Source organism: Xanthomonas floridensis, assembly GCF_001642575.1.
Taxonomy (GTDB): domain Bacteria; phylum Pseudomonadota; class Gammaproteobacteria; order Xanthomonadales; family Xanthomonadaceae; genus Xanthomonas; species Xanthomonas floridensis.
In genome coordinates, this window is sequence record NZ_LXNG01000018.1 from 35,929 (window position 1) to 59,711 (window position 23,783).

Genomic DNA, 23,783 nt, shown 5'->3' on the forward strand with positions numbered 1-23,783 from the left:
TCGGGTTCCGTAAGTGAGGTGGCGGGCGAGCCGGAAAGCCGCGTCGGGGGCGCCTTGGTGACAGGCTGCCGACCCCACGCTCCCGCCGATCGATTCAAGCGCCGGATTGTACCATGAAGGGACAGCCGGATGCCGCCGGTTTAGCGGCCAGAAACAAGCACTTGCGGGACTTTACGCGACGTTTGCGGCGTCCCGCCCCGGCGCCGGGCTCAGCTGCCGAACGCGGCCTGCATGCGCCCCTGGTCGGGCTGCTCGATTACCCCGCGTTCGGTGACGATGGCATCGATCAGACTGCCCGGGGTGACGTCGAATACCGGATTCCAGGCATGGATGCCCTCGGCCACCGTACGCACCCCGCCCACGCCGAACAATTCGCCTGGATCGCGCTGCTCGATCTCGATCTGGTCGCCGTCCACGGTGGCCATGTCCACCGTAGACGAGGGCGCCACCACCATGAACTTGACCCCGTGGTGGCGGGCGGCGATGGCGAGTTGGTAAGTGCCGATCTTGTTGGCGGTATCGCCGTTGGCGCAGATACGGTCCGCACCGACGATCACCCACTGCACCAGACCGGATTTCATCAAGTGCGCGGCCGCCGAATCGGCGATCAGGGTGGCATCGATGCCGTCCTGCTGCAGTTCCCACACGGTCAGGCGCGCGCCCTGCAGCCAGGGGCGGGTTTCGCCGGCAAACACCTTGGCAATGCGTTGCTGCGCCATGCCGGCGCGGATCACGCCCAGCGCAGTGCCGAAACCGGCGGTGGCCAGCGAGCCGGTGTTGCAGTGGGTCAACACGCCGCTACCCGGGGCGATCAGCCCGGCACCGAGCGCGCCCATGTGGCGATTGGCGGCCAGGTCTTCATCGGCGATGGCCTGCGCTTCGCGTGCGAGCACCGCGCGCCAGTCGGCACCGGCTACGCCCAATACCCGGCGCATGCGCATCAATGCCCAGGCCAGGTTGACCGCGGTCGGGCGCGCGGCGTTGAGCCGCAACAGCGCCGGTTCGAGTTTCTGCAGAGCCGCACTGCCATCGTCGGCCTCGATGTCGCGCGCCGCCAGCACCACGCCCCACCCGGCTGCGATACCGATTGCCGGCGCGCCGCGAACGGCCAGCGAATGGATGGCCTCGGCCACGGCATCGCTGCTCTCGCAACGCACATGCTCCACCACGAAAGGCAGCTTGCGTTGGTCGAGCAATTCCAGGGCATCGCCGGTCCACAACAGGGGGCGAATGTGGTCGTAGCGGGCGTAATCGATATGGGCGCTGTCGTTCATGCCCCTATTGTAAGGCGCGCGGGCAGCCCAGTCAGTGGACCGGCATTGCTTAGCCCGTCGTCCTGGTGCAGCAAAGCGTCACGTGCAAGAGCCTGGTTGATCGAGGGTGCGGTGCCCTCGCCGCTCGCGGGACACGTCGCAAGTACGTCCATACAGGCTCGGTGGCGGTATCCATGCCGCCACACGGTCACACAATCGGCGAGGGCACCGCACCAGACGGTTGGCTGGTGGTTTTGTTGAAGAGCGAGGAGCGCGTCGCGGCTTGTCGATTGCTTGTTGAACACCACGCACGCCGACCGTCGCGACTGGTCCTTGCCCGCTCACCGTCGCGAGACCTTGAGCAGCATGGATGCCGCGCCAGAACCTCCAGGGATGGATTCACGGCGTGTCCTGCGATGGTGGGCAAGGGCCCTGCAGCCAGAACCGCAGAGCAACCGCCGCGCGGCGAAGACCTGAATCCTCCGTCCAGCAATAGACCGGCGCCTGCTAGCGCAGCAGCCCTGTCAGTCGCTCAGTCGACGATGAACTCGGCGCGGCAACCGTCGTTGACCCACACCCCATCGCGGCTCCAGCCCCAGGTCTGGCCTTCCACGCACGGGGTTTTGGACATCTGCCGGCCCAGTCGCACGGCACGTTCCACCGACACCCCGCAGGTGCGCCGCGCGCTCTTCTTCGACTCGCAGGTGACCATGCGCGGCATGGCCACGAAGCCGGAGCCATCTTCGGCACCAACCTCGAATTCGCCGTCGCAGCCGCGCGATACCCAAATCTCGTTACGGCGCGTTCCCCAGGTGCGGCCTTCCTTGCACGGCCACATCGAGCGCTGGCGCAGCAGCCGCACCGGCGCGCCACGCAGTACCACTGGACACACCACCTTGCCGCCATTGGAATCGCAGCGCACCACCCGGCGCATCACGGTGGCCGTGGGCGCGCTGCTGGCGAATTCGGCACGGCAGCCCTGCTCCACCCACACGCCCTCGCGGTCGACATCCCATTCGCTGCCACGGATGCAGCTGGTCTCGGACAGCTGGCGCACCAGCTGCACACCGCTGGCCACTGCCATTGGGCAATGCACGCGCGCCATGTCCTTGGACTCGCAGCGCACCACGCCGGAGCCGCGATCCGCAGCGCGTGCGTCGGCGAGCATCAGCAGCGGCAAGCACCACAGACCGCATAAGCTGATCAGCCACTTCATGCCAACAATCCTCACCCCGAAACGATGTACGTCGCGCCCCCGTTGGACGTGAAGATGAGAGCACCATCGATGTGAAGATAGCAATACGGTGGGCATGACAAGGCCGTGGCAACCCGGCGTGGCCAGCCTGCGCACGGCGAAGTATCAACTGCAGTATTTGGTGCGAGGCAGTCGTTGAGCTACGGGCGCGCAGGTCCCGGCGCGGAGTTGCCCCTGCGGCCCAGGATGCAGTGCGCAGCGTAAGCGTTCGCGCTGGCCGCGCTGCCGGCGCGCCTCAGGCGCGGGCGAACTCGAAGGCCAGCACGTCGGCAATGCGCGTGGTGCCGCGCATGGCCATCAACAACCGATCCACGCCTACCGCCACGCCGGCGCAATCGGGCAGTTGCGGCAATACCGCCAGCAACGGTTCGTCCAGCGGCAGCTGTGGCAGTCCACGCGCGGCCCGCACCGCGTTGTCGCGCTGGAAACGCGCACGCTGTTCGTGCGCATCGTTCAACTCGTGGTAGCCGTTGGCCACCTCGTAGGCACCCAGATACAGCTCGAAGCGCTCGGCCACCGGCGGATCGTCGTGGCGGATCCGCGCCAGCGCGCATTGGCTGGCCGGCCAGTCGTGCACCACGGTCAGCGTATCGGCGGCAAAGCCGGGCTGCAGACAGTGGGTCATCAGCAGGTCCAGCCAATCGTCGCGCGTGAGCCCCTGCGGATCGATGGCGATCGCCTGCAACGGCGCACGCAGCGCCTGGATCGAGTCCAGCAACGGATCGACGCCCAGCCGCTGAACGAACAGCTCGCGGTAGCTCAACACCTGCACGGTGGCTTCGCGGTCGACCAGGGCCAGCGCACGCTGCACCAGCGCGATGGTCTCCTGTGCCAGCGCCCGGTGCTCCCAGCCCACCCGATACCACTCAAGCATGCTGAATTCCGGATTGTGCCGGCCGCCGGCTTCGCCATTGCGAAACACGCGGCCCAGCTCGTAACAATCGCCCAGGCCGGCGGCGAGCAGGCGCTTGAGCGGGTACTCCGGCGAGGTGCGCAACCAGCGCACCGGTGCACCGGCATCCACGTGCCCGCTGAAGCGGGTGCTGAAGCTTTCGATATTCGGCTCGGTGTTGCCGGCCTGTGACAGCACCGGCGTTTCCACTTCGATGACGCCGCGCTCGGCGAAGAAGTCGCGGATCGTGGCATTGAGCCGCGCTCTCAACTGCAACGCGGCCAGGTCCAGCGACGCAGTGGTCACGGCTGCTGCCCGTGCTCGCCCAGGAAGGCCAGCAGACGTGCCTCGTCCCAGATCTCCACGCCCAGCGACTGCGCCTTGTCGAGCTTGGAGCCGGCCTCCTCGCCCGCCACCAGGAACGCAGTCTTCTTCGACACGCTGCCGGCGACCTTGGCACCCAGGGCTTCCAGCCGCTGCTTGGCCGCATCGCGGGTCAATGCCGCCAACGTGCCGGTGATCACCACGGTCTGGCCATCCAGCGGACCGGCCTGCACCGCGGCAGCGTCCGGCAGACGCGCCAGCACGGTCTCCGTCGCCTGCTGCGCGGCGCTGGCCAGGGCGGCGTTCTCCGGGCGATCCAGCCATTGCAGCAGCGCGGCGACCACCGGCGCCGGCACGCCGGCCTGTTGCAGGGCATCGGAGCCGGCAGTACGCAGCGCATCGAACGAGGACACTGTGGCGGCCAGCTGCTGCGCACGCACCGGCGTGACCTTGGGGATGTCCATGTCTTCCAGCACGCTGGCAAAGCTCAGCGCATCGCGCAGCCTGGGCGATGGCGAATGCGCATCGCCGATGCGCACGCCCCGTTGCAGCAGGTCGTCGATGGCCTGCTGGTTGCCGGGCTGATCCAGGAAATGCCCGAGCGAGCGTGCCACTTCGCCGCCGATATCCGGCACGCGTTTGAACAGCGGCCACGGCAGATGACGGATCAGCTCCAGATCGCCGAACCAGGCCGACAAGGCCTTGGCGGTGCTTTCGCCCACATGCTCGATGCCGAGTGCGAACAGGAAACGCTCCAGCGTGGTATCGCGCGATTTTTCGATCGCCTCGATCAGGTTCTCGGCCCACTTGGTGGCGATCTTGCGGCGGTTCCAGTCGAAGCTTGGCAACCCGGCGCGCAGCAGGTCGGCCTGCCAGGTCGGCGGAGCATCGCGCTCGCCGGCCAGATCCACACCGATGCTTGCGACGGTGGCTTCCAGCTGCGCATACGCGCCGCTGGCCAGGTGCTCGCGCGCCTCGCGCAGGAACGCGTGCGGACTGTCGGCGGTGCTGATCAGGCGCAACTGCAGCAGTTGATCGACGGTGAGCAGATACAGATCGGCCACACCTTGCACCAGTCCGCTATCGACCAGCACTTCGATGAATTTCTCGCCCAGGCCGTCGACATCCATCGCACGCCGCGACACGAAATGCCGGAACGCTTCCTTGCGCTGCGCCGGGCAGGTCAACTCGCCGGAACAGCGCCACACGGCCTGGCCCTCCTCGCGCACGATCTCCGAGCCGCACACCGGACATTGGGTAGGCATGCGCCATTCCTGCGTGCCAGCGGGGCGCTGGTCGGCCACCACGCCGGCCACTTCCGGAATCACATCGCCGGCACGCCGCACGATCACCGTGTCGCCCACGCGCACATCCAGCCGCGCGATCTGGTCGGCATTGTGCAAGGTCGCGTTCGTAACGATCACCCCCGCCACATGCACCGGCTTCAGCCGCGCCACCGGCGTGGCCGCACCGGTACGGCCGATCTGGATCTCGATCGCCTCCACCGTGGTGGACTGCTCCTGCGCGGGGAACTTATGCGCAATCGCCCAGCGCGGCGCACGCGAGACAAAGCCCATCTCGCGCTGGCCGGCCAGATCGTCGAGCTTGTAGACCACCCCGTCGATGTCGAAGGCCAGCCCGTCGCGCGCGGCACCGATGCGCTGGTAATACGCCAGCAATCCCGCGCTGCCCTGCACCACTTCGACCAGCTGGCTGACCGGAAAGCCCCATTCGCGCAGCTGCGCCAGGATGGACGAATGCGTCTGCGGCAGCGTTCCGTCACGCACCTCACCCACGCCGTAGGCGAAGAAGCTCAACGGGCGCTGCGCGGTGATGCGCGCATCCAGCTGACGCAGCGAACCGGCCGCACCATTGCGTGGATTGGCCAGCACCTTGCCGCCCTGTGCGCGCATCTGCGCGTTGTAGGTTTCAAACGCCGCGCGCGGCATGTAGACCTCGCCGCGCACCTCCAGCACCTTCGGCCAGCCCTGCCCGCGCAGGCGCAGCGGAATCGCCTTGACCGTGCGCAGATTGGCGCTGACATCCTCGCCGGTCGCACCGTCGCCGCGGGTGGCACCCTGCACGAAGTCGCCGTCTTCATAGCGCAGGCTGATCGCCAGGCCATCGAGCTTGGGTTCGGCGCAAAACACCGGCTGTTTGAGCTCCAGCCGCTCGCTGATGCGGCGGACGAACTCGCTCACTTCCTCATCGCTGAAGGCATTGCCCAGCGACAACATCGGCAGGGCGTGCCGCACTTCGGCAAAGCGCGATGCGGCCAGGTAGCCCACGCGTTGGGTCGGCGAATCCGCGCTGGCCAGCGCCGGATGCTCGGCTTCCAGTGCCTCCAGCTCGCGCATCAGGCGGTCGTAATCCACGTCGGCCATCTGCGGCTCGTCGAGCACGTGATAGCGGTAGTTCGCGTCTTCGATGCGACGGCGCAAGGCCTCGATGCGCTGCGCGGGATCCGGGCTGACAGTCATACTGATCGCTGGGCTGACTCTGGGCCGCTCATTCTAACGGGCCATGCCGGTGCACAAGCGGCGGCTGCGCACGTTGCCCCAGGGTCTTCGGCGCCGACTCACCGGGATGGCGATGACTGAGCGCAGGCTGGTCGCCCTGCCGCCGCCGCAAGCCTGACCGGCATGGGCACGACGCATTGCCGGCAGGCAACACGCCCAATTTGCCACTGCCAACAGCCCGACGCCTCTGCCATCGCCGCAAAAGCCGGGTGGTCAGGAGATTTCCCGATAGGCAGAGCGCCCCAAACCCGCTAGCGTGGCGCCCTCTTTGCCCTGTCCGTCTGGAGCTCACCCGTGTCGTTGCCCGTCTCGCGCCGTTCGTTTCTCAGCCTCGCCACGTCCGGCGTGGCGGTGTCCGCACTGGGGCTGACGTCGCCGGCCGAGGCAGCCCGCAAACGCGCAGCCGCGCCTGCCGCCCCCGGCGTCGCCCCGGCCTCCGGCACGGTGTACCTCAACTACAACGAACATCCGCTCGGCCCCTCGCCTGCCGCCCTGGACGCAGCAACGCGGTCGCTGGCGCGTGCTGGCCGCTATCAGTTCGAGATGGAGCAGGATCTGCGCAACCTGATGGCCGGCGAATTGCAGCTGCCGAACGATCACATCGCGTTCTTCCCAGGCTCCAGCGACCCGTTGAACCGCACCGGGTCGCTGTTCACCTCGCCACGCGCAGGCCTGGTCATTGCCGACCCGACCTTCGAAGCACTGGCCGATGTCGCCACCGCGCATGGCGCACCCGTGCGCCGTGTGCCCTTGCGTGCCGATGGTGCGCACGACGTCAAGGCAATGGCCAAGGCCGATCCAACCGCCGGCCTGATTTACGTGTGCAACCCCAACAATCCCACCGGTTCGATAACTCCGCGTGCAGACATCGAATGGCTGCTGGTCAACAAACCGGCCGGCGCCGTGCTGGTGGTCGACGAGGCCTATATCCAGTACAGCAACGAGACCTCGGCGGTGGACCTGGTGCGTCAGCGCCAGGACCTGATCGTGCTGCGCACGTTTTCCAAGCTGTACGGCATGGCCGGCCTGCGCCTGGGCGCGGCCATCGCCGCTCCGGGGCTGCTGAGCAAGCTCGCCACGCTGGGTGGCAACCCGCTGCCGGTGCCCGCCATGGCGGCCGGCATCGCCAGCCTGCGCGACCCATTGCTGGTGCAGACCCGGCGCGCCGAGAACGCGCGCGTGCGCGAGGACACCATCGCCTGGCTCAAGGGCAAGGGCTACACCTGCCTGCCGTCGCAGGCCAACTGCTTTGTGGTGGACATCAAGCGTGATGCCAAGGTGTTCGCCGACTCGATGCAGAAGCAGGGCGTCATCGTTGGACGCAGCTGGCCGATCTGGCCCAAGCGCGTGCGCGTGACTGTGGGCACCGAGGCGGAAATGCTGCGCTTCCGCGAGGCGTTCGCCAAAGCCAAACGCTAGCCCTTCTCCCATCGGGACATGGTCCTGCTTCATGGGAGCGAAGGTGCCCCGTAGGGGCGGATGAGAGTGCGCCTCGGGAATCTGCCAGCGTCTGTCATGGCAAACGCGTCGCCACGCGCCGTCAGCATTGAATCACCGACTGCTCCGCTGCCACGCCCCGTACCCTCACCCCACCCCCTGCTCCGCGCCCCGGCTCGCGCTTGCGGCGCGGAAGCTCAAAGGCCCGGGCGCCTACGGCGCGAGAGCCGTGCCTTCTCGCCCCGCGGGGAGAGGGGCTTTAGCGCGCAGCGTGCGCCGGATCCACAGGTAGCTGATCACAAACGTCAGCAGCATCGAGCCGGCATTCCACAGCAGCAGCTCGCGCAGCATCGGCGTGCCGTGCAGGAGATGCGTGTAATAGCGGGAATCGAACAGCGCGATCGCGTGCGGCATGAATACGCCGATGAATGGCGTTGGCACCGGCGCGACCAGTGCGGTGATCGCGAGCGCAAAGCCGCCCACAACCCAGGGCGAGTTACGCGGCCGCTTGCGCAGGCGCGCGGCGATCACCGAAAAGATCCACAGCAGCGGCATCGCCAGGATCGCCCACAGCACCGACAGCAACGCCACCGCCAACACGCCCTGCAGGCTCAGCATGGGCTCAACTCACCAGCGCGGCGATTTGGTCAGCGGCGGTGCCTGATGCTGGCGGTCGTAGGCGCGCAATTCGTCGCGGATATGCGCCACCCGCTGCCGGCCCAGCGCATTGCGGCTATCGTCCAGCACCACGCCATCCAGCAATTCGGCCATGCGCTGCACGGTGGGCAGCATCTTTTCCCAGGCATCGAGCGCGGTCATCGGCGCCGGCAACGTCAGGAAGAAGGCGATCGCCGGCGTCTGCATCTCGCGGATGTTGGCCATGTCGAAACTGCCTGGCTTGAGGATGCTGGCCATGCTGAAGATCGGTCCGCGCTCGGGATGGCCCTCGACCAGACGGTGGAACACATTCATATGGCCGAACACCAGCCCGGTCTTTTCGGCGGCCACCACCACGTCTTCGCCGCGCAGGATCTGGCCGGCCTTGGCCGCCACGAACAGCGACACGATCTTGTCGAAATCCTGGTTGGGGCGCTTGCCGACGTCATTGCCGCCACCGGCATCCTGCGCATCCAGCTCCAGTTCGCTTTGTTCGGCACTGCGCTCGCTGCGTTCGACTGCTTCACCCTCACTGCCTGCATCGCCGGAAATCACCGGCTCGCGGCGCTCGCGTGGCTGCCCCTCGTCCTTGTCCACCCGACGCCCCTGTGGCGACTTCTTCGGGCGGCCGAACAGGAAAATGGCTGCGACCAGCAGCAGCCCGGCGATCAGGATTCCGATCCGGATCATGGCCATGTCGGACATTCAGCATGCCTCCGCAATAAAGTGACAGGTGTCGTCATTCCGGCAAGCATGGCACGTCATGCCGCACCCGCCAAACGCGCGGCCTCTTCCAGGTCCACGCTGACCAGGCGGCTGACGCCCGGCTCGCGCATGGTCACGCCGGACAACTGACGCGCGGCTTCCATCGTGGCCTTGTTATGGCTGACAAACAGGAACTGCACCTTCTCGCTCATCTCGCGCACCATGTTGGCCAGGCGACCGACGTTGGCCTCGTCCAGCGGCGCGTCCACCTCGTCCAGCAGGCAGAACGGCGCCGGATTGAGCTGGAAGATCGCAAACACCAGCGCCACGGCGGTCATCGCCTTTTCGCCACCGGACAGCAGCGAAATGCTGGACACGCGCTTGCCCGGCGGGCGCGCCATGATGGTGACGCCGGTATCGAGCAGGTCCTCGCCGGTAAGTTCCAGGTACGCGTGGCCGCCGCCGAACAGGCGCGGATACAGCGCCTGCACACCGGAATTGACGCGATCGAAGGTGTCCTTGAAGCGGCCGCGGGTTTCGCGGTCGATCTTGCGGATGGCTTCTTCCAGCGTTTCCAGCGCGGTGTTGAGGTCCAGGTTCTGCGCGTCCAGATATTCCGAGCGCTGCGCGGCCTCGCCGTACTCCTGGATCGCGGCCAGGTTCACCGGTTCCAGGCGGCGCATGCGGCCATCGATCTGGTTCACCGCCGCTTCCCACTCGGCGGCATTGGCCGCCTCGGGCAGGCCGTTGACCACGTCCTCAAGCACGAAGCCGGCCTTGACCACGGCAGCGGAGAGCTGCTCGGCGTTGAGCACCAGCGCCTGTTGATCGAGCTTGCGCTGGTTGATGCGCTCGCGCTGCGCCAGTGCCTGTTCGTCGCGCTGCTGGCGGGTCTGCTCGAAGCTGCGCAGCTCGCCGTCGATGCTGTCGAGCAGCGTGCGCGTTTCGCCGAGCACGCGCTCGGTACGCACACGCTCGCTCAGGGCGGCCTGGTGTTCGTGTTCCAGCGTCTCCACCGGGGAATCGCCTTCGCTGAGCTGGGCCACCAGGTCTTCCAGGCGCGTATCCAGCTGGCCGCGCTGGCTGTCCATGCGCTCCAGGGTCTGGCTGAGCGAGGTGATCTGGGTACGCTGCGATTCCAGCGTGAGCGCCAGCGCATGCATCGCATCGCGCACGCCGCGTGCAGCATCACGCGCCTGATCGCGTGCATCGGTGAGCTGGCGGCGCTCGTTTTCCAGCGCCTGCTGTGTGCCCTGCAGGTCGCCCATCAGGGTGACCGCGTCTTCGAGCTTCGCGCGTGCTTCGCGGGCTTGTTCGCGGCTGGTGTCCAGCGTTTCCAGCAGCTGCGACAACTCGGTTTCGATGCGCTCGATGCGCGTGCGCGCCGCATCGACCTTGCCCTGCTGGCTCTGCAACTGGCCGGCCAGTTCGGAGACGCTGCGGTGGGCCATATATAACTGGCGCTGCGCATCTTCGCGCTGCTGCTCGGCCGCCAGCGACTGCTCGCGGAAGCCGGCAAGCCGGTGTTCGAGATCGGCCTCGCGCTCCTGCAGGGTTTCGATCTGGGTGCGTAGCTCCTGGATTTCGCGCTCGCGCAGCAGCGCGCCTTGCTTGGCCGCGCCCGAGCGCGACACGCGCACCCAGCCTTCGCCCAGGCGTTCGCCATTGCGGGTAATGACCGAGTCGCCTTCGGGCAAACCGGGTTGCAATGCACGCGCGGCGTCCAGGTCCTCGGCGGTGTGCAGGCGCGCCAGCAGGCGGCGGATCGCGATCGGCCCCTGCACCTTGGCGGCCAGCGAGGTCGGCGCGAAACTCGCGCTGTCGGTGGCGCTGGACACCAGCGCAATACGGCCCTCGCCCAGCTCGCCCAGCGCATCGACCAGCTGCTCGGGCGCCTCCACCAGCACGCCTTCGATCAACTGCCCCAGCGCGCTTTCGACGGTATTTTCCCAGCCGCTTTCCACCGTGATGCGTTCGCCAACGCGCGCCGCCGAATCCAGCCCACGCGACTTCAGCCATGCCACTGCCGCGCCCTGCTCCTGGCCCAGCGCAGCCTGCTGCAGGGTTTCCAGCGAGGACAGCCGGCCACGCGCGGCCTGCGCCTGCTTGCGTACCTCGGCCAGCTCGCCCTGGCTGGCGCGTTGCTGGTCCTGCAGCGTGGCCAGCGCGTGCTTGCGCGCTTCCACCTGCTCGTTCAACCCGTCCAGCGAGGTCTTTTGCGTTTCGTGGCGCAACTCGATCTGCTCGAACGCCTCGGCTAGGGCGTCCAGATCCAGCCCGGCGCGTTCATTGACCAGCGCTTCGCGGCGGCGCTCGGCCTCCAGCGACTGGCGGTCCAGGTAATCGACGCGGGTGCGCTCCACTTCGCCGGCGCGCGAGGCTTCACCGGTGTCGCGGTTATGGGTTTCCCAGCGCTGCTGCCAGTCGGCCAGCCGCGCTTCGGCCTCGCGCAGCGCTTCCTGACGGAATTCATGGTCTTCGCGCAGTTGCTCCAGTTGCGGTTCGGCATCGGCCACGGCCTCGCGCAGCACGCTCAGTTTCGCCGAGTCGCCACTGATGTGCTGGGTCAGCTCCTGCAGTTGGCTGTGCGCCTCGTCGCGCGCCTTGTGCAGGCGATGCGAGAGTTCGCGCTGATGCTGGATCTGCTGTTCGATACGCGCCAGCGCGCTGCCCACCTGATAGACATCGGCCTGCGCCTTGGCCACCGCATCGGCCGCCTCTTCGCGACGCACGCGCCCGGTTTCGATGCGCGCTTCGGCATCGCGCTGTTCGGCGATCAGTTGCTGCAGGCGCGTCTCTTCCTGATTCAATTTTTCGCGCAGGCCTTGCAGCTGCCCGTCCAGGCCGCGGTATTCCAGCGCCTTCCACTCGGCATCCTTGATCCGGCGCTCTTCCTGCAAGGCCTGGTACTGCTCGGCCTGGCGCGCCTGGCGCTGCAGATGCGCCAGCTGCTTGGTGATTTCCTCGCGCAGGTCGCCCAGGCGGTCGAGGTTTTCGCGGGTGTGGCGGATGCGGGTTTCGGTTTCCTTGCGGCGTTCCTTGTACTTGGAAATGCCGGCGGCTTCTTCCAGGTACACGCGCAGATCTTCCGGGCGCGCCTCGATGATCTGGCTGATCATGCCCTGCTCGATGATCGAGTAGCTGCGCGGCCCCAAGCCGGTGCCCAGGAACAGGTCGGTGATGTCGCGGCGCCGGCACTTGGTGCCGTTGAGGTAATAAGCGCTGTTTCCGTCGCGGCTGACCAGGCGCTTGACCGAGATCTCGTTGAACGAGGCGAACTCGCCGCTGATGGTGTGATCGGAGTTGTCGAAGATCAGCTCCACCGTCGCCTGCGATACCGGCTTGCGCGCCGAGGACCCGGAGAAGATCACGTCGGTCAGCGAATCGCCGCGCAGGCGGCTGGCCGAGCTCTCACCCATCACCCAACGCACCGCGTCGATGATGTTGGACTTGCCGCAGCCATTGGGACCGACGATGCCGGTCATGTTGGTGGGCAGGTGCAAGGTCGTCGGGTCGACGAACGACTTGAAACCGGACAGCTTGATCGTGGACAGGCGCATGGGAGTGAAGATTCCGGGCACCGCACGGGCGGGGCCGGCAGGCGCTTTTTCCTGTGAAGCCGCCCCTAAGCCCTTGATCCACAAGATCTATGGGCCGTGGAACCGGCAATGGAGCATGAGTATAGCGGGCCTGGCATCGCCGGCGTGGCCGCAGAAAGACGAAGGGCGCCTAACCAGGCGCCCTTCGGGTACAGCGTGCAGCGTGGATCAGGCGTCGGATTCGACGATGACCTTGACAGAGGTCTCCACATCGGCGTGCAGGTGCAGCACAACGTCGTACTCGCCGACATTGCGGAATGCGCCTTCGCCCAGGATCACTTCGCTCTTTTCCAGCGGCAGGCCGGCGGCGGTGAATGCCTCGGCGATGTCGCGCGGGCCGACCGAGCCATACAGCTTGCCTTCGGTCGATGCATGTGCACCGATGGTGACGCTGGCGCCTTCGAACTTGGCGGCGCGGCCCTGTGCGTCGGCCAGGATGGTGTTGGCCTTGGCTTCGTACTCGGCGCGCTTGGTTTCGAACGCTTCGACGTTGGCAGCGGTGGCCGGCACGGCCTTGCCCTGCGGCACGAGGAAGTTACGGCCGTAGCCCGGCTTGACGCTGACCTTGTCGCCCAGATTGCCCAGGTTGGTCACTTTCTGCAGAAGAATCAGATCCATGGTGGTACTCCGTTATTCGTTAGCGCCGGCACGTGGGCTGGCGCAACGGGTGCTGTCCGAATAGGAGAAGCCGGGAATCGGGATTGGGGAATCGGGAGTCGTAAAAGCCCCGCCTGCCGCCGCCCTTTCAATGACCAGGCTTCTATCAATTTGATGACCCGCACATGGATGCGCGGGCTTCTGTGAGTCCCTCACATACAGCCGTGCGGGCTTCTGTGAGGGATTCACGCAACATCGTGCGTATCTTGCGAAAGGAGCCGCGTAAATGGCGGACTCCCAACGCGGGATTACTCAGACGTCGTGGTTGTCCGTGTACGGGATCAGCGCCAGGAAACGCGAGCGCTTGACGGCCGTGGCCAGCTGGCGCTGGTACTTGGACTTGGTACCGGTCACGCGGCTCGGCACGATCTTGCCGTTCTCGGTGAGGTACTGGCGCAGGGTGTTGAGATCCTTGTAATCGATCTCTTTCACGCCCTCGGCGGTGAACTTGCAGAACTTGCGACGACGGAAGAACTTGGACATGACAGCGCTCCTTAAGCGGCTTCGGCGTTGTCGCCGTCGGTATCGGTGGCAGCGGGGGCTTCGCCCTCTTCATCGTCACGACGACGACGCTCGCTACGCTCGGGCTTGTCGCCCTTCTCGTCCTTGCTCTTCATGATCAGCGACTGCTCGGTATCCGGGCCATCGCGCTTGACGACCAGGTGACGCAGCACCGCATCGTTGAAGCGGAAGCTTTCCACCAGCTCGCTCAGCACGGCCTGGTCGACTTCGATGTTGAGCAGCACGTAGTGCGCCTTCACCAGGTTCTGGATCGGGTAGGCCAGCTGACGACGGCCCCAGTCTTCCAGACGGTGGATGGTGCCGTTACCGCCCTCGATCAGCGACTTGTAGCGCTCGATCATGGCCGGGACCTGCTCGCTCTGGTCCGGATGGACCAGGAACACGACTTCGTAATGACGACTCATGTTGTTTTACCTTTCGGATGTGGCCACGTGGGCCGGACAGCTCCCCGGTGGTCCGCGCAAGCGGCCGGTGGAGCAAGGGTCTCCGCCCGGAATCAGGCAGGAAGCAGGAAAGTATGGCAGTACAGGCGCTTAGCCGCAACCGGGCACTGCGGCGGAGGCTTTGAAGCACTCTCCGACTGGGAGAGCACCGGCTTGATCGACTAATGACGCCAGCCGCCAGTTGGGTTGGGGTGAAGGTACGGGCGAAACTTTCGTGTCTCAACCTGCGCCGGGCTGGGCCCACCCTCATCCGGCGCTGCGCGCCACCTTCTCCCGCCTGGCGGGAGAAGAACAAAAGGACAACAAACAGCCGAACTGTAAGAAACAGCCGAACTGTCGCTTAAAGCCCCTCTCCCGCCGGGAAAGAGGTTGGGATGATGGTGCGGAAGCGAAGCCCTAGCGACGTTCGACCGCGCCAGGCTTCGCCCCGTAACCTCGTCTGCCCCTTCCGGGCACCTTCTCCCGGCGGGAGAAGGAAACATTCCGACGCCGCTCGGCTGACTCTTTGGCTCAGCGGTGCTCGGCTTCAGTGGTGAAGCTCTCCCCGCAGCCGCACTCGGCGGTCGCGTTGGGATTGCTGAAGGTGAACGTCTCGCTCAGGCCGTGCTTGCCGAAGTCGATGCAGGTGCCATCCACCAGCGGCAGGCTGGTCGGGTCGACGAAGATACGGACCCCACCCTGCTCGAACACCGCATCGTCGTCGCGCTGCTCGCGCGCCAGATCGGTGATATGGCCCCAACCGGAGCACCCGGTCTTGGTGACGCCAAAGCGCAGGCCCAACGCACCCGGGGTCTGCTGCACGAAACGCTGCACGCGCTCCAGCGCGGCGGGGGTGAGACTGACAGCCATGGGGGCACTCCAAAACAGTGGTGACAAGTATAGCGAGACCGCAACAACCAGGCGGGACGCTGAGCCAAGATGTCTGCGACAGATGGGGGCGGTGCGCGCCTGCGACAAGCGCGGTCGTCGGCAAGCCGTTCAGATGCTCGCGCCGGCGCGGTCGCAGCCAGTAAACTCGCAGGTCATTCAAGGTCGCTACGGCGAGGAACAGTCATGACGGTGGTCAGCGTTGAACATGCGCTTGCGGGAAAGCTCCCCGAAGGCGGCGAAGTCACGGTACGGGGGTGGGTGCGCACCTTGCGCGGATCTGCCGGACTGGCCTTCATCAACGTGACCGATGGCTCGTGCTTCGCTCCGATCCAGGTGGTGGCCAACGACACCCTGCCCAACTTCGACGAGATCAAGCGCCTGACCAGCGGCTGCTCGCTGATCGCCAAGGGCGTGCTGGTGAAGTCGCAGGGCAAGGGCCAGTCGTTCGAGATCCAGGCCAGCGGCGTGGAGATCGTCGGCTGGGTCGAAGACCCGCTGACCTACCCGATCCAGCCCAAGCCGATGACACCGGAGTTCTTGCGCGAAGTGGCGCACCTGCGCCCGCGTACCAATCTGTTCGGCGCGGTCACCCGTATCCGCAACTGCCTGGCGCAGGCGGTGCACCGCTTCTTCCACCAGAACGGCTTCAACTGGATCAGCACCCCGATCATCACCACCTCCGATGCCGAAGGCGCCGGGCAGATGTTCCGCGTTTCCACGCTGGACATGGTCAACCTGCCGCGCGATGCCACCGGCAACGTGGATTTCAGCCGCGACTTCTTCGGCAAGGAAACCTTCCTGACCGTGTCCGGCCAGCTCAACGTGGAGGCGTACTGCCTGGCGCTGAGCAAGGTCTACACCTTCGGGCCGACCTTCCGCGCCGAGAACAGCCACACCACCCGCCATCTGGCCGAATTCTGGATGATCGAGCCGGAAATCGCCTTCGCCGATCTGGCCGAGGACGCGCGCCTGGCCGAGCAGTTCCTCAAGTACCTGTTCCGCGCGGTGCTTGATGAGCGTGGCGACGATCTGGCATTCCTGGCCGAGCGCGTGGACAAGAACGCAATCAGCAAGCTGGAAGCCTTCATCAATGCCCCGTTCGAGCAGATCGACTACACCGAAGCGGTAAAGCTGCTGCAGAACTCGGGCAAGAAGTTCGATTTCCCGGTGGAATGGGGCCTGGACCTGCAGACCGAGCACGAACGCTGGCTCACCGAGGAACACATCGGCCGCCCGGTGGTGGTCACCAACTATCCCGAGCACATCAAGGCCTTCTACATGCGCCTGAACGAGGACGGCAAGACCGTCGCGGCGATGGACGTGCTGGCGCCGGGCATCGGCGAGATCATCGGCGGCAGCCAGCGCGAAGAGCGCCTGGACGTGCTGGATGCGCGCATGGCGCAGTTCGGGCTGGATAAGGAGCACTACAGCTGGTACCGCGATTTCCGTCGCTACGGCTCGGTGCCGCATGCCGGCTTCGGCTTAGGGTTCGAGCGCCTGGTGGTCTACGTGTGCGGGCTGGGCAATATCCGCGATGCCATCCCCTACCCGCGCGCGCCAGGCAGCGCGGAGTTCTGAGGTGAGCGTGCCGGCCGCCACCCCCATACTCCAATCGCTGGCCTTCGGTCTGGCGGCGATCACGGGCGGGCTGACAGCGATACGTAGCGTGTTGCTGGCGCGGCTGGCGTCGCGCCAACTCGATCCGCAGCGCTGGTGGCAGACCAACACCGCGCGTGCCGCGACCCGGCATGCCACGGCTCCGATGCGCTGGGCCATTGCAGCGCTGATCATTGGCGCGGCGCTCCCGAAACTTTTCCTGATGCTGGCGGCCGCATGATTCTGTTCTTCGCCCTGTGCTTCGTCGGCCTGGCCGTCGCAGGCCTGACCGCGCTGCTGATCTTCTGGCCGCTGACCCTGGTGCATATGCGCGACCGCCATCCGGAAGCGTTGGCCAGCTTCGGCGACCCGGCCTTCATCAGCCCCACCGCGTGGCGCTGGTTGTTGGCGCGCCGCTACCGCAGCTACCGCGACGGTGCGCTGTCCGGGTTGGCCACGCCCGCCTGGCTCTCGCTGCTCACCATCTTTTTCGGCCTGGGCATGGCGGCCCTGCTCGGGCTGCTTTCCAAGGTTCTGACATGACTCACGCTGCACCCGATACCGACCTCGATCGCGACCAATGGTGGCTGGCCACCATCGGCCGCACCTTGATCTGGGCACGCCTGCGCATCAAGGCCGCCGGCACCGCCGAAGTGCTGGACAGCGATGGCAAGACGCTGCCCTACGACAGCGAAGACAGCGCACGCGCCGCGCTGTTCGACGCGGAATTTGTCGCACTGGACGGGCTGGACGAAGAAGACGCGCTGATCCGCGGATTTTCGCTGCACGAGATTTCGCCGCCGCAGGGTACCGACGATGCCGACCTGCGCGAACGCATGGTGATCAGCATGGGCGGCCGCGCCTGAGATGTACGCGCCGCGCGCCTTCGCACAGACCGATCTGGCGCTGCTGGACTGGCTGCTGGCACGCGACGCGTTCGTCACCCTGATCAGCCAGGGCGAAGACGGAGCGCCGGCAATCTCGCACCTGCCGGTGCTGTACCACCGCGATGGCGAGGCCATCACCATCGAAGGCCATTGGGCACGCCCCAATCCGCAAGCCCGTGCCTCTGCCGATGCGGTGATCGTGGTGCACGGGCCGCACGCCTATGTGTCGCCCACCTGGTATCCGGACAAGGAGGCCGCCGCACGCGTACCGACCTGGAACTACGCGGTCGCACACCTGCATGGCCAGTGCAGCCGGGTCGACGACGAAGCGACCCTGGGCGACCTGATCGACCGCATGAGCCAGCATTTCGAGCACCGTGTCGGCAGCGACTGGCGGTTCGAAATGCAGCGCGACAGCCATCGCCGCCAGCTGCGCGGCCTGGTCGGATTCCGCTTCGTGCCCAGCCGTATCGAACTCACTTTCAAGTTGAGTCAGAACCATCCGGCTGCCAATCAGCGCAGCGTCAGTCAATTCCTGGTGCAGCAACCCGACCAAGCCTCGCACGCGATCGGAGCGTTGATGCAGGCGGGAGTGGATGCCGATACGACACGCTGAGACAACCTCGGCCGCGCACCTGGACGACTGTCGCCAGACCGCCGCGCCGCGTCGGCTACATCCGAGCGCATGCTGCAGCGAATCGACGGATGCTAGGCAGGAGCACGCGAGCGAGCTTGTCATGCGCTCACCAGGGACTGTCGGTTCCGGACTGATGGAGCCTTCGTCAGATGCTGGTGTTCGCAATGGTGCAGATAGCGATGCGGCGCCGCGACGGGTTCGTGCGTCCAGCGCGTGGTACGCACGTTAGCGAACTGTACCGCAATGACCCCAAATGTACCGCCTCTGCGCCGAGTCCGGCACCGGCCAGAATGACCATCACATTGCAGCCCAGCGTACTGCCTGAGGAAATATCCTTGACTGGCAGACGCGCCCTTGCATCCAGCTCAGGGCATCCGCTCGAACAGCGCCGTATCGCGCTGCCCTCTCACAACAAGCGCGAGCTCTGCATTGCCATCGGCACGGATCCGCAGACTGGCCTGGCTATCGCTGAGCTGACGGCAATAGCCCCTATCGTTGGCCCCGATCCAGGCATTCAACGCGTCTGCCGAACGCCCGGCATAGCGCAATTCCACCTGGCAATCGCGAGGGGCGCCGTACCGCAGGCGACCGAGCACGTCTCCCGGGCGGATTGTGGTCGCCACGATCTCCAGCTGTGCAGAGATCAGGCCCGCCCCGAGCCAGCGCCCGGCTTCGGCCAGCCCTGCGCTGCTCTGGTCCAGGACAACGATCAATGGCGAGTCGCGGCCTGGCAGCGTGAGTTGCATGCTAGAGCTTGCACCATCGGACACCTGAAGCTGGGCACGCCCACCGGTCAGCGCATCGCAAAACCTGCCGCCATTGCGCGACGACAGCGCGTAGCCGTCCGGCTGCGCGCGTAGCTCAAGCGCGCAGTTGAAGGGAGGGCCAAACCGCAAGTCCGCCGTCTGTATGCCGTCGGCTCCCGCCGCGCGCCCGCTCAGGCGGACATAGACCGGGCCGGCGCCGCCGCTGGAGGACAGGACGCCGCGCCAGTCACCGGCCGGTATGCCGTCAGCCGGAGCAGCCTGTACTGCAGTCAGCGAAAGACAAAAGGCCAATGCCGAGCTGACGCGGAAGATGTGACGTTGACCTTGGCCAGACATGGGAAAGCTCCGAGAGGAAGTTGGACATGGAAAGCCCGATCACGCTACTGCTCAGCACGCCATTTGTAGCATTCACCAGAACGGCAGCCAGGCCTATGATGAAGATGGATCGCCGCCGGCACCGAGACCGCCGACAAAGATCTGCATGCAAGGCGGCCACATCGGTCGCCAGCCGCTCGGCTACCGCACGGGCATTGGCGTCTGACAGCAGCGACCTCATGGCACCGTGCCGAGCCCACACAGTGGCACGTCCACGGACAGATGAAGCCGCCACTGTTTCAATGCAATGCCATCAAACCAAAGCACGCCACGCGGACATTCGCTTCATTGATCGCCGATTTTCATCGCGTGCAAAGGCGTACGGCGGCACGGAGATCCCGCGGGGCTGCTGGGTGGTTGAAGTCAGCCATCGGAGCCTCCGGTCGAGTCGATCTGCGGCGCCAGTGTCCGCATCAATGCAATGGCTGGACATTCGCCGTCGCAGATACTATCGAGCCTGAAAGCTGATTCATTCCGGCCCCCGTCAGGAGCCACCACGACCGCGTTTTCTGGAATACTGCCCCCATGAACGAGCTCAACCATCTGCTAGACAACAACCGCGCCTGGTCCGAGCGTATCCGTCGCGAAGACCCGGAATTCTTTTCCAAGCTGTCCACCCAGCAGACGCCCGAGTATCTTTGGATCGGCTGCTCGGATTCGCGCGTGCCGGCCAACCAGATCATCGACATGGCGCCGGGCGAGGTCTTCGTCCATCGCAACATCGCCAACGTGGTGGTGCACACCGATCTGAACTGCCTGTCGGTGATCCAGTTCGCGGTCGACGTGCTCAAGGTCAAGCACATCCTGGTGGTGGGCCACTACGGCTGCGGCGGCGTGTTCGCCAGCCTGACCCAGAAGCGCATGGGCCTGGTGGACAACTGGATCCGCCATGTCACCGATGTGGCCGACAAGCACGAAACCTGCCTGCACGACGCCGGCGACCTGCCGGTGCAGCACGCGCGGCTGTGCGAACTCAATGTGCTGGAACAGGTGGTCAATGTCTGCCGCACCACCATCGTGCGCGATGCCTGGGAGCGTGGGCAGGAACTGTGCGTGCATGGTTGGGTGTACAGCCTGCGCGATGGCCATGCGCACGATCTGGGCATGTCCATCGACCGCGCCGACCTGCTGCAGGAGCGCTACGACGCGGCGCTGGCGAAAATCCAGGCCGATCACGCCGAACGCTGAGTCGGCGCTGCATGCTTGATCGACCGCGGCGCCCATCGGCGTCGCGGTTGGCTATGCTGGTGGCCTTCTTCGCCGAGGAATGTCGATGCTGGTCCCGCCGATCAACCTGCATGCCTGGATCGAGCAACACCGCCACCTGCTCAAGCCGCCGGTGGGCAACAAGTGCATCCAGCAGGACGGCTTCATCATCATGATCGTCGGCGGGCCAAATGCGCGCACCGACTATCACTACGACGAAGGCCCGGAGTGGTTCTTCCAGCTCGAAGGCGAGATGGTGCTGAAGGTGCAGGACGACGGCGTGGCACGCGACATCCCGATCCGCGCCGGCGAGATCTTCCTGCTGCCGCCGAAAGTGCCACATTCGCCGCAGCGCGCTGCCGGTTCGGTGGGCCTGGTGATCGAGCGCGAGCGTCTGCCGCACGAGCACGATGGGCTGCAATGGTATTGCCCGCAATGCAATCACCAGCTGTATGCGGCGATGTTCCCGCTGCGCAATATCGAAACCGATTTCCCGCCGGTGTTCGATCACTTCTATCGCTCGCTGACGCTGCGGACCTGCACGCAATGCGGCCACGTGCATCCTGCGCCCGAGCGCCATGCCACCGCCGAACAGTGAGTGGGCAACGGCATGGGGTCATGGCGGGCACACGCAGCGCAATGCAGGCGATCGCCCGTGCTGAAGTGAGCGTGCTGAAGTGAGCGCGGGCCCCGCGCGCGAAGGTGTTCAGCGCCACGGCGCAGCCTGCCAAGCAGCCGGCACAGAGGCACCGCAGGGCTGCGGAATGGGAAGGAACCTGCCCCACGAATTTGTCATGGTTCGGCCACATCGCCCGCATCGGGCTTGCGCGCACCGGCCACGCGGTTGTTTCGATCGCACTGGCGACGATGCTGCCCGCGCCCCTTGCCTCGGCGCTGCTTGCCCGCCGCCGCGCGCTTTCCTCGCGCCGCGCCGCATGTCTTGCGCACCCCACGCCGCCAGGTGCCCGATGCAGCGCACCGCTAGCCGCCGCCTGGCGAAACCCGACGTCTGCCTGGCACCGCCATTAATTCCGTCATCGGCACCATGCTGCGCGCACTGATCGACCTCAAGCCGCGCGATGTGCCGCTGCGCGTTGCCTTGCGCAATACGGCTGCGGTGGTGCTGCCGCTGGCGGCAGGCGTTGCTACCGGGCATGTCGCGGCCGGACTGGCAGTGTGCAGTGGCGCGCTCAACACCATGTTCTCCGACCAGCCCGGCCCGTATCGTGCGCGCCTGCAGCGCATGCTGATGGCCGCACTGGCGGCCGGCCTGGCGGCCTTGCTGGGTGTGTGGGTCGGGCACGACACGCCGGCCCTGGTCCTGGCCGGGCTGCTGCTTGGCCTGGGTGGGGGCCTGCTGGTCGCGCTGGGCCCGGTGGCAGCACGGGTCGGGCTGACCAGCATGATCCTGTTGGTGGTCAGTGCCGACATGCGGCTGCCGGTCGACCAGGCACCCGGCGTGGCCGCACTGATCTTTGCCGGCGGACTGCTGCAGGTGTTGCTCGCACTGGCGGCCTGGCCCTTGCAACGTTATCGCCCGGAACGCTTTGCGCTGGCCGAGCTGATGCGGCAACTGGCCGCCATCGCACGGCAACGTCCTGAAGCCAGCGCCGCACCACCGGCCACCCAGGAAGTGCTGGACGCGATGGTGATGCTGCACGGCGAACATCGCTCGCGCGCGATCGCGGTGCAAAGCTTTCGCATCATCGCCGAGCTCTGCGACCGCGTGCGGCTGGAGCTGTTGTCGCTATCCGACGCCGACACCCGATTGAGCGATTCGCAGGCGCGCCCGGCGATCGAACGCCTGCTCGAACGCAGCGCCATCGTGCTGGAACAGCTGGCGCATGCAATGACGGCAGGCGAAGACCCGCGGGCGGCCGATGCATCGATGACCGGCTTCGACGATCTGATCGCCGCATTGGCGCAGTTTCAGCACGACAACGCCGACACCCGCGAGCGCCGGCTGGTGCGCGTGGCAGTGGCCCGTGCGCAAGGCCTGGGCGGCCAATTGCGTGCCCTGGTCCGCAATGCGCACTGGGCCAGCAGCCGCGGCGAAATCCAGGCGCAGCTGGCCGAAGCGCGGCTTCCCGCGGCACTGCGGCCGGCCGCGACCTGGGCCACCCTGCGTGCGAATCTGGATCTGTCCTCGGTGGCGTTCCGGCATGCGCTGCGCTGCGGGGTGTGCCTGGCGCTGGCGATCGCCTTCCAGCGCTGGCAACAGATTCCGCACGGTTTCTGGATCCCGATGACCACCGCCATCGTGCTCAAACCGGATTTCGGCGGCACCTTCAGCTTTGGCGCGCTGCGCGTGGCGGGCACCTTCGTCGGCCTGCTGCTGGCCACCTTGCTGGCGCACCTGGCGATGGATGGCGCCAGCATCCGCCTGGCCCTGCTGGCACTGTTCTGCCTGGGCTTCCGGCTGCTGACCCAGGTCAACTATGGCATCGGCGTGGCCTTTCTCACCGGCATGCTGGTGCTGCTGCTGTCCTTCGAAGGCGTCACGCCCGGCGAAGCCGTCGGTGCGCGCCTGCAGGCCACCGTGGCCGGCAGCGCGCTGGCGTTGATCGCCTATGCGTTGTGGCCCACGCGCGAACGCCGGCATATCCGCAGCGCGCTGGCGCAGTTGCTCGCTGCCTACCGCGAGCACCTGCACAATCTGCTGCTCGGGCGGATGGAGCACCTGAGCGACAGTCGCGCCGCCGCGCGCGTGGCGCGCACCAATACGCAGGCCTCGATCGAACGGCTGCGTGGCGAGCCACGTAGCCGGCGCAACCTGCAGGAGCTCAAACTCGCTGAGTCGCTGCTGGCCAACGGCAACCGGCTGATCCGCGCGACCTTGCTGCTGGAAGCGGTGTTGCGCGATGGGCATCGCTTGCCCACGCTGGATGCGCTGCCGGCATTTGCCGAACGCGCCGACCAGGCCCTGGCCGAGCTCATTACCTGCCTGGCCAACGGCGGCACGCCGGCCGCAGCCACGTTGCGCAGCGCCGAGCGCACGCTCTCCGATGCGCTGGCCGCCTTGCCCGAGAGCTCGCCAGCCACCGCTGCGCTGGCCGATACCATCGACCGGGTCACCGACAGCATCGGCACGCTCACCCATCTGCTGCGCCCCGTCCGAGCGACCTCGACCGACACGGCGGCAGCGCATGACGGCGCCCAGGAAGCCGGCGGGTAAACTGCCG

At 66.4% G+C, this 23,783-nt stretch carries 22 protein-coding genes; 10 read left to right on the forward strand and 12 right to left on the reverse strand.

Going from position 1 to position 23,783, the window contains the following annotated elements; genetic code table 11:
* Positions 1-209 precede the first annotated feature (209 nt).
* The 4 genes from mtnA to ligA form a co-directional block, all read right to left on the reverse strand.
* Positions 210-1,274: an S-methyl-5-thioribose-1-phosphate isomerase gene (gene mtnA / locus A7D17_RS11565; RefSeq protein ID WP_064509213.1), complete on the reverse strand. Its 1,065-nt coding sequence runs from the start codon at positions 1,272-1,274 to the stop codon at positions 210-212.
* Between the two features lie 511 nt (positions 1,275-1,785).
* Positions 1,786-2,469 (reverse strand): DUF3011 domain-containing protein, encoded by a 684-nt coding sequence (locus tag A7D17_RS11570; RefSeq protein ID WP_064509214.1) that lies wholly within the window; start codon positions 2,467-2,469, stop codon positions 1,786-1,788.
* A 274-nt stretch (positions 2,470-2,743) separates the two neighbouring features.
* Positions 2,744-3,706, reverse strand: coding sequence for an EF-P lysine aminoacylase EpmA (gene epmA / locus A7D17_RS11575; protein ID WP_064509215.1), 963 nt, complete (start codon positions 3,704-3,706; stop codon positions 2,744-2,746).
* Positions 3,703-6,204: an NAD-dependent DNA ligase LigA gene (gene ligA, locus A7D17_RS11580; RefSeq protein ID WP_064509216.1), complete on the reverse strand. Its 2,502-nt coding sequence runs from the start codon at positions 6,202-6,204 to the stop codon at positions 3,703-3,705. The genes epmA and ligA overlap by 4 nt, the downstream gene beginning before the upstream one ends.
* Positions 6,205-6,537: 333 nt before the next feature.
* On the opposite strand from ligA, the gene A7D17_RS11585 reads away from it, so the two are divergent.
* On the forward strand, positions 6,538-7,662 hold the full coding sequence (locus tag A7D17_RS11585) for a pyridoxal phosphate-dependent aminotransferase (RefSeq protein ID WP_064509217.1): 1,125 nt from the start codon (positions 6,538-6,540) through the stop codon (positions 7,660-7,662).
* Positions 7,663-7,893: 231 nt separating this feature from the next.
* On the opposite strand, the gene A7D17_RS11590 is transcribed toward A7D17_RS11585, so the two are convergent.
* From A7D17_RS11590 to A7D17_RS11620, 7 genes are all read right to left on the reverse strand, one after another.
* Positions 7,894-8,298 (reverse strand): hypothetical protein, encoded by a 405-nt coding sequence (locus A7D17_RS11590; protein WP_064509218.1) that lies wholly within the window; start codon positions 8,296-8,298, stop codon positions 7,894-7,896.
* Positions 8,299-8,307: 9 nt separating this feature from the next.
* On the reverse strand, positions 8,308-9,042 hold the full coding sequence (gene zipA, locus A7D17_RS11595; RefSeq protein WP_064509219.1) for a cell division protein ZipA: 735 nt from the start codon (positions 9,040-9,042) through the stop codon (positions 8,308-8,310).
* Positions 9,043-9,098: 56 nt separating this feature from the next.
* Positions 9,099-12,602, reverse strand: a complete 3,504-nt coding sequence (smc, locus tag A7D17_RS11600) for a chromosome segregation protein SMC (RefSeq protein ID WP_064509220.1) — start codon at positions 12,600-12,602, stop codon at positions 9,099-9,101.
* 207 nt (positions 12,603-12,809) lie between these two features.
* Positions 12,810-13,259, reverse strand: coding sequence for a 50S ribosomal protein L9 (gene rplI, locus A7D17_RS11605; RefSeq protein WP_064509221.1), 450 nt, complete (start codon positions 13,257-13,259; stop codon positions 12,810-12,812).
* 291 nt (positions 13,260-13,550) lie between these two features.
* Complete coding sequence (gene rpsR / locus A7D17_RS11610) at positions 13,551-13,781, reverse strand: 30S ribosomal protein S18 (RefSeq protein ID WP_005991243.1); 231 nt, start codon at positions 13,779-13,781, stop codon at positions 13,551-13,553.
* A gap of 11 nt (positions 13,782-13,792) precedes the next feature.
* The gene (rpsF, locus tag A7D17_RS11615) at positions 13,793-14,224 is read right to left on the reverse strand and encodes a 30S ribosomal protein S6 (RefSeq protein WP_039411444.1); all 432 of its coding nucleotides are present in this window, start codon (positions 14,222-14,224) and stop codon (positions 13,793-13,795) included.
* Between the two features lie 549 nt (positions 14,225-14,773).
* Complete coding sequence (locus tag A7D17_RS11620; RefSeq protein WP_064509222.1) at positions 14,774-15,112, reverse strand: HesB/IscA family protein; 339 nt, start codon at positions 15,110-15,112, stop codon at positions 14,774-14,776.
* Between the two features lie 204 nt (positions 15,113-15,316).
* Here A7D17_RS11620 and asnS point away from each other — a divergent pair, with 204 nt between their 5' ends.
* Genes asnS through A7D17_RS11645 form a run of 5 tightly spaced genes read left to right on the forward strand, consistent with a single transcriptional unit; the run spans position 15,317 to position 18,232 of the window.
* A complete protein-coding gene (asnS, locus tag A7D17_RS11625; protein WP_064509223.1) occupies positions 15,317-16,711 on the forward strand; it encodes an asparagine--tRNA ligase in 1,395 nt (464 codons plus the stop codon).
* Position 16,712: 1 nt separating this feature from the next.
* The gene (locus A7D17_RS11630; protein ID WP_064509224.1) at positions 16,713-16,970 is read left to right on the forward strand and encodes a hypothetical protein; all 258 of its coding nucleotides are present in this window, start codon (positions 16,713-16,715) and stop codon (positions 16,968-16,970) included.
* Positions 16,967-17,272, forward strand: coding sequence for a hypothetical protein (locus A7D17_RS11635; RefSeq protein ID WP_064509225.1), 306 nt, complete (start codon positions 16,967-16,969; stop codon positions 17,270-17,272). The genes A7D17_RS11630 and A7D17_RS11635 overlap by 4 nt, the downstream gene beginning before the upstream one ends.
* On the forward strand, positions 17,269-17,595 hold the full coding sequence (locus A7D17_RS11640; RefSeq protein WP_064509226.1) for a hypothetical protein: 327 nt from the start codon (positions 17,269-17,271) through the stop codon (positions 17,593-17,595). The genes A7D17_RS11635 and A7D17_RS11640 overlap by 4 nt, the downstream gene beginning before the upstream one ends.
* A 1-nt stretch (position 17,596) precedes the next feature.
* Positions 17,597-18,232 carry an FMN-binding negative transcriptional regulator gene (locus tag A7D17_RS11645; protein WP_064509227.1) on the forward strand — a complete coding sequence of 212 codons (636 nt, stop codon included), beginning with the start codon at positions 17,597-17,599 and terminating at the stop codon, positions 18,230-18,232.
* Between the two features lie 386 nt (positions 18,233-18,618).
* On the opposite strand, the gene A7D17_RS11650 is transcribed toward A7D17_RS11645, so the two are convergent.
* Positions 18,619-19,356, reverse strand: coding sequence for a hypothetical protein (locus A7D17_RS11650; RefSeq protein WP_064509228.1), 738 nt, complete (start codon positions 19,354-19,356; stop codon positions 18,619-18,621).
* Here A7D17_RS11650 and A7D17_RS25100 point away from each other — a divergent pair.
* From A7D17_RS25100 to A7D17_RS11670, 4 genes are all read left to right on the forward strand, one after another.
* The gene (locus A7D17_RS25100) at positions 19,355-19,561 is read left to right on the forward strand and encodes a hypothetical protein (RefSeq protein ID WP_064509229.1); all 207 of its coding nucleotides are present in this window, start codon (positions 19,355-19,357) and stop codon (positions 19,559-19,561) included. The genes A7D17_RS11650 and A7D17_RS25100 overlap by 2 nt on opposite strands.
* 359 nt (positions 19,562-19,920) lie before the next feature.
* A complete protein-coding gene (gene can / locus A7D17_RS11660) occupies positions 19,921-20,583 on the forward strand; it encodes a carbonate dehydratase (RefSeq protein ID WP_064509230.1) in 663 nt (220 codons plus the stop codon).
* 85 nt (positions 20,584-20,668) lie between these two features.
* The gene (locus tag A7D17_RS11665; protein WP_064509274.1) at positions 20,669-21,199 is read left to right on the forward strand and encodes a 3-hydroxyanthranilate 3,4-dioxygenase; all 531 of its coding nucleotides are present in this window, start codon (positions 20,669-20,671) and stop codon (positions 21,197-21,199) included.
* 447 nt (positions 21,200-21,646) lie between these two features.
* A complete protein-coding gene (locus A7D17_RS11670; protein WP_064509231.1) occupies positions 21,647-23,776 on the forward strand; it encodes an FUSC family protein in 2,130 nt (709 codons plus the stop codon).
* Positions 23,777-23,783 lie beyond the last annotated feature (7 nt).

Coding starts and splice junctions, on each gene's coding strand:
- mtnA (WP_064509213.1), bottom strand. CDS start 1,274: ATGAACGACAGCGCCCATATCGATTACGCCCGCTACGACCACATTCGC.
- A7D17_RS11570 (WP_064509214.1), bottom strand. CDS start 2,469: ATGAAGTGGCTGATCAGCTTATGCGGTCTGTGGTGCTTGCCGCTGCTG.
- ligA (WP_064509216.1), bottom strand. CDS start 6,204: ATGACTGTCAGCCCGGATCCCGCGCAGCGCATCGAGGCCTTGCGCCGT.
- A7D17_RS11590 (WP_064509218.1), bottom strand. CDS start 8,298: ATGCTGAGCCTGCAGGGCGTGTTGGCGGTGGCGTTGCTGTCGGTGCTG.
- zipA (WP_064509219.1), bottom strand. CDS start 9,042: ATGTCCGACATGGCCATGATCCGGATCGGAATCCTGATCGCCGGGCTG.
- smc (WP_064509220.1), bottom strand. CDS start 12,602: ATGCGCCTGTCCACGATCAAGCTGTCCGGTTTCAAGTCGTTCGTCGAC.
- rplI (WP_064509221.1), bottom strand. CDS start 13,259: ATGGATCTGATTCTTCTGCAGAAAGTGACCAACCTGGGCAATCTGGGC.
- rpsR (WP_005991243.1), bottom strand. CDS start 13,781: ATGTCCAAGTTCTTCCGTCGTCGCAAGTTCTGCAAGTTCACCGCCGAG.
- rpsF (WP_039411444.1), bottom strand. CDS start 14,224: ATGAGTCGTCATTACGAAGTCGTGTTCCTGGTCCATCCGGACCAGAGC.
- A7D17_RS11620 (WP_064509222.1), bottom strand. CDS start 15,112: ATGGCTGTCAGTCTCACCCCCGCCGCGCTGGAGCGCGTGCAGCGTTTC.
- asnS (WP_064509223.1), top strand. CDS start 15,317: ATGACGGTGGTCAGCGTTGAACATGCGCTTGCGGGAAAGCTCCCCGAA.
- A7D17_RS11635 (WP_064509225.1), top strand. CDS start 16,967: ATGATTCTGTTCTTCGCCCTGTGCTTCGTCGGCCTGGCCGTCGCAGGC.
- A7D17_RS11640 (WP_064509226.1), top strand. CDS start 17,269: ATGACTCACGCTGCACCCGATACCGACCTCGATCGCGACCAATGGTGG.
- A7D17_RS11645 (WP_064509227.1), top strand. CDS start 17,597: ATGTACGCGCCGCGCGCCTTCGCACAGACCGATCTGGCGCTGCTGGAC.
- A7D17_RS25100 (WP_064509229.1), top strand. CDS start 19,355: ATGGGAAAGCTCCGAGAGGAAGTTGGACATGGAAAGCCCGATCACGCT.
- A7D17_RS11650 (WP_064509228.1), bottom strand. CDS start 19,356: ATGTCTGGCCAAGGTCAACGTCACATCTTCCGCGTCAGCTCGGCATTG.
- can (WP_064509230.1), top strand. CDS start 19,921: ATGAACGAGCTCAACCATCTGCTAGACAACAACCGCGCCTGGTCCGAG.
- A7D17_RS11665 (WP_064509274.1), top strand. CDS start 20,669: ATGCTGGTCCCGCCGATCAACCTGCATGCCTGGATCGAGCAACACCGC.
- A7D17_RS11670 (WP_064509231.1), top strand. CDS start 21,647: ATGCTGCGCGCACTGATCGACCTCAAGCCGCGCGATGTGCCGCTGCGC.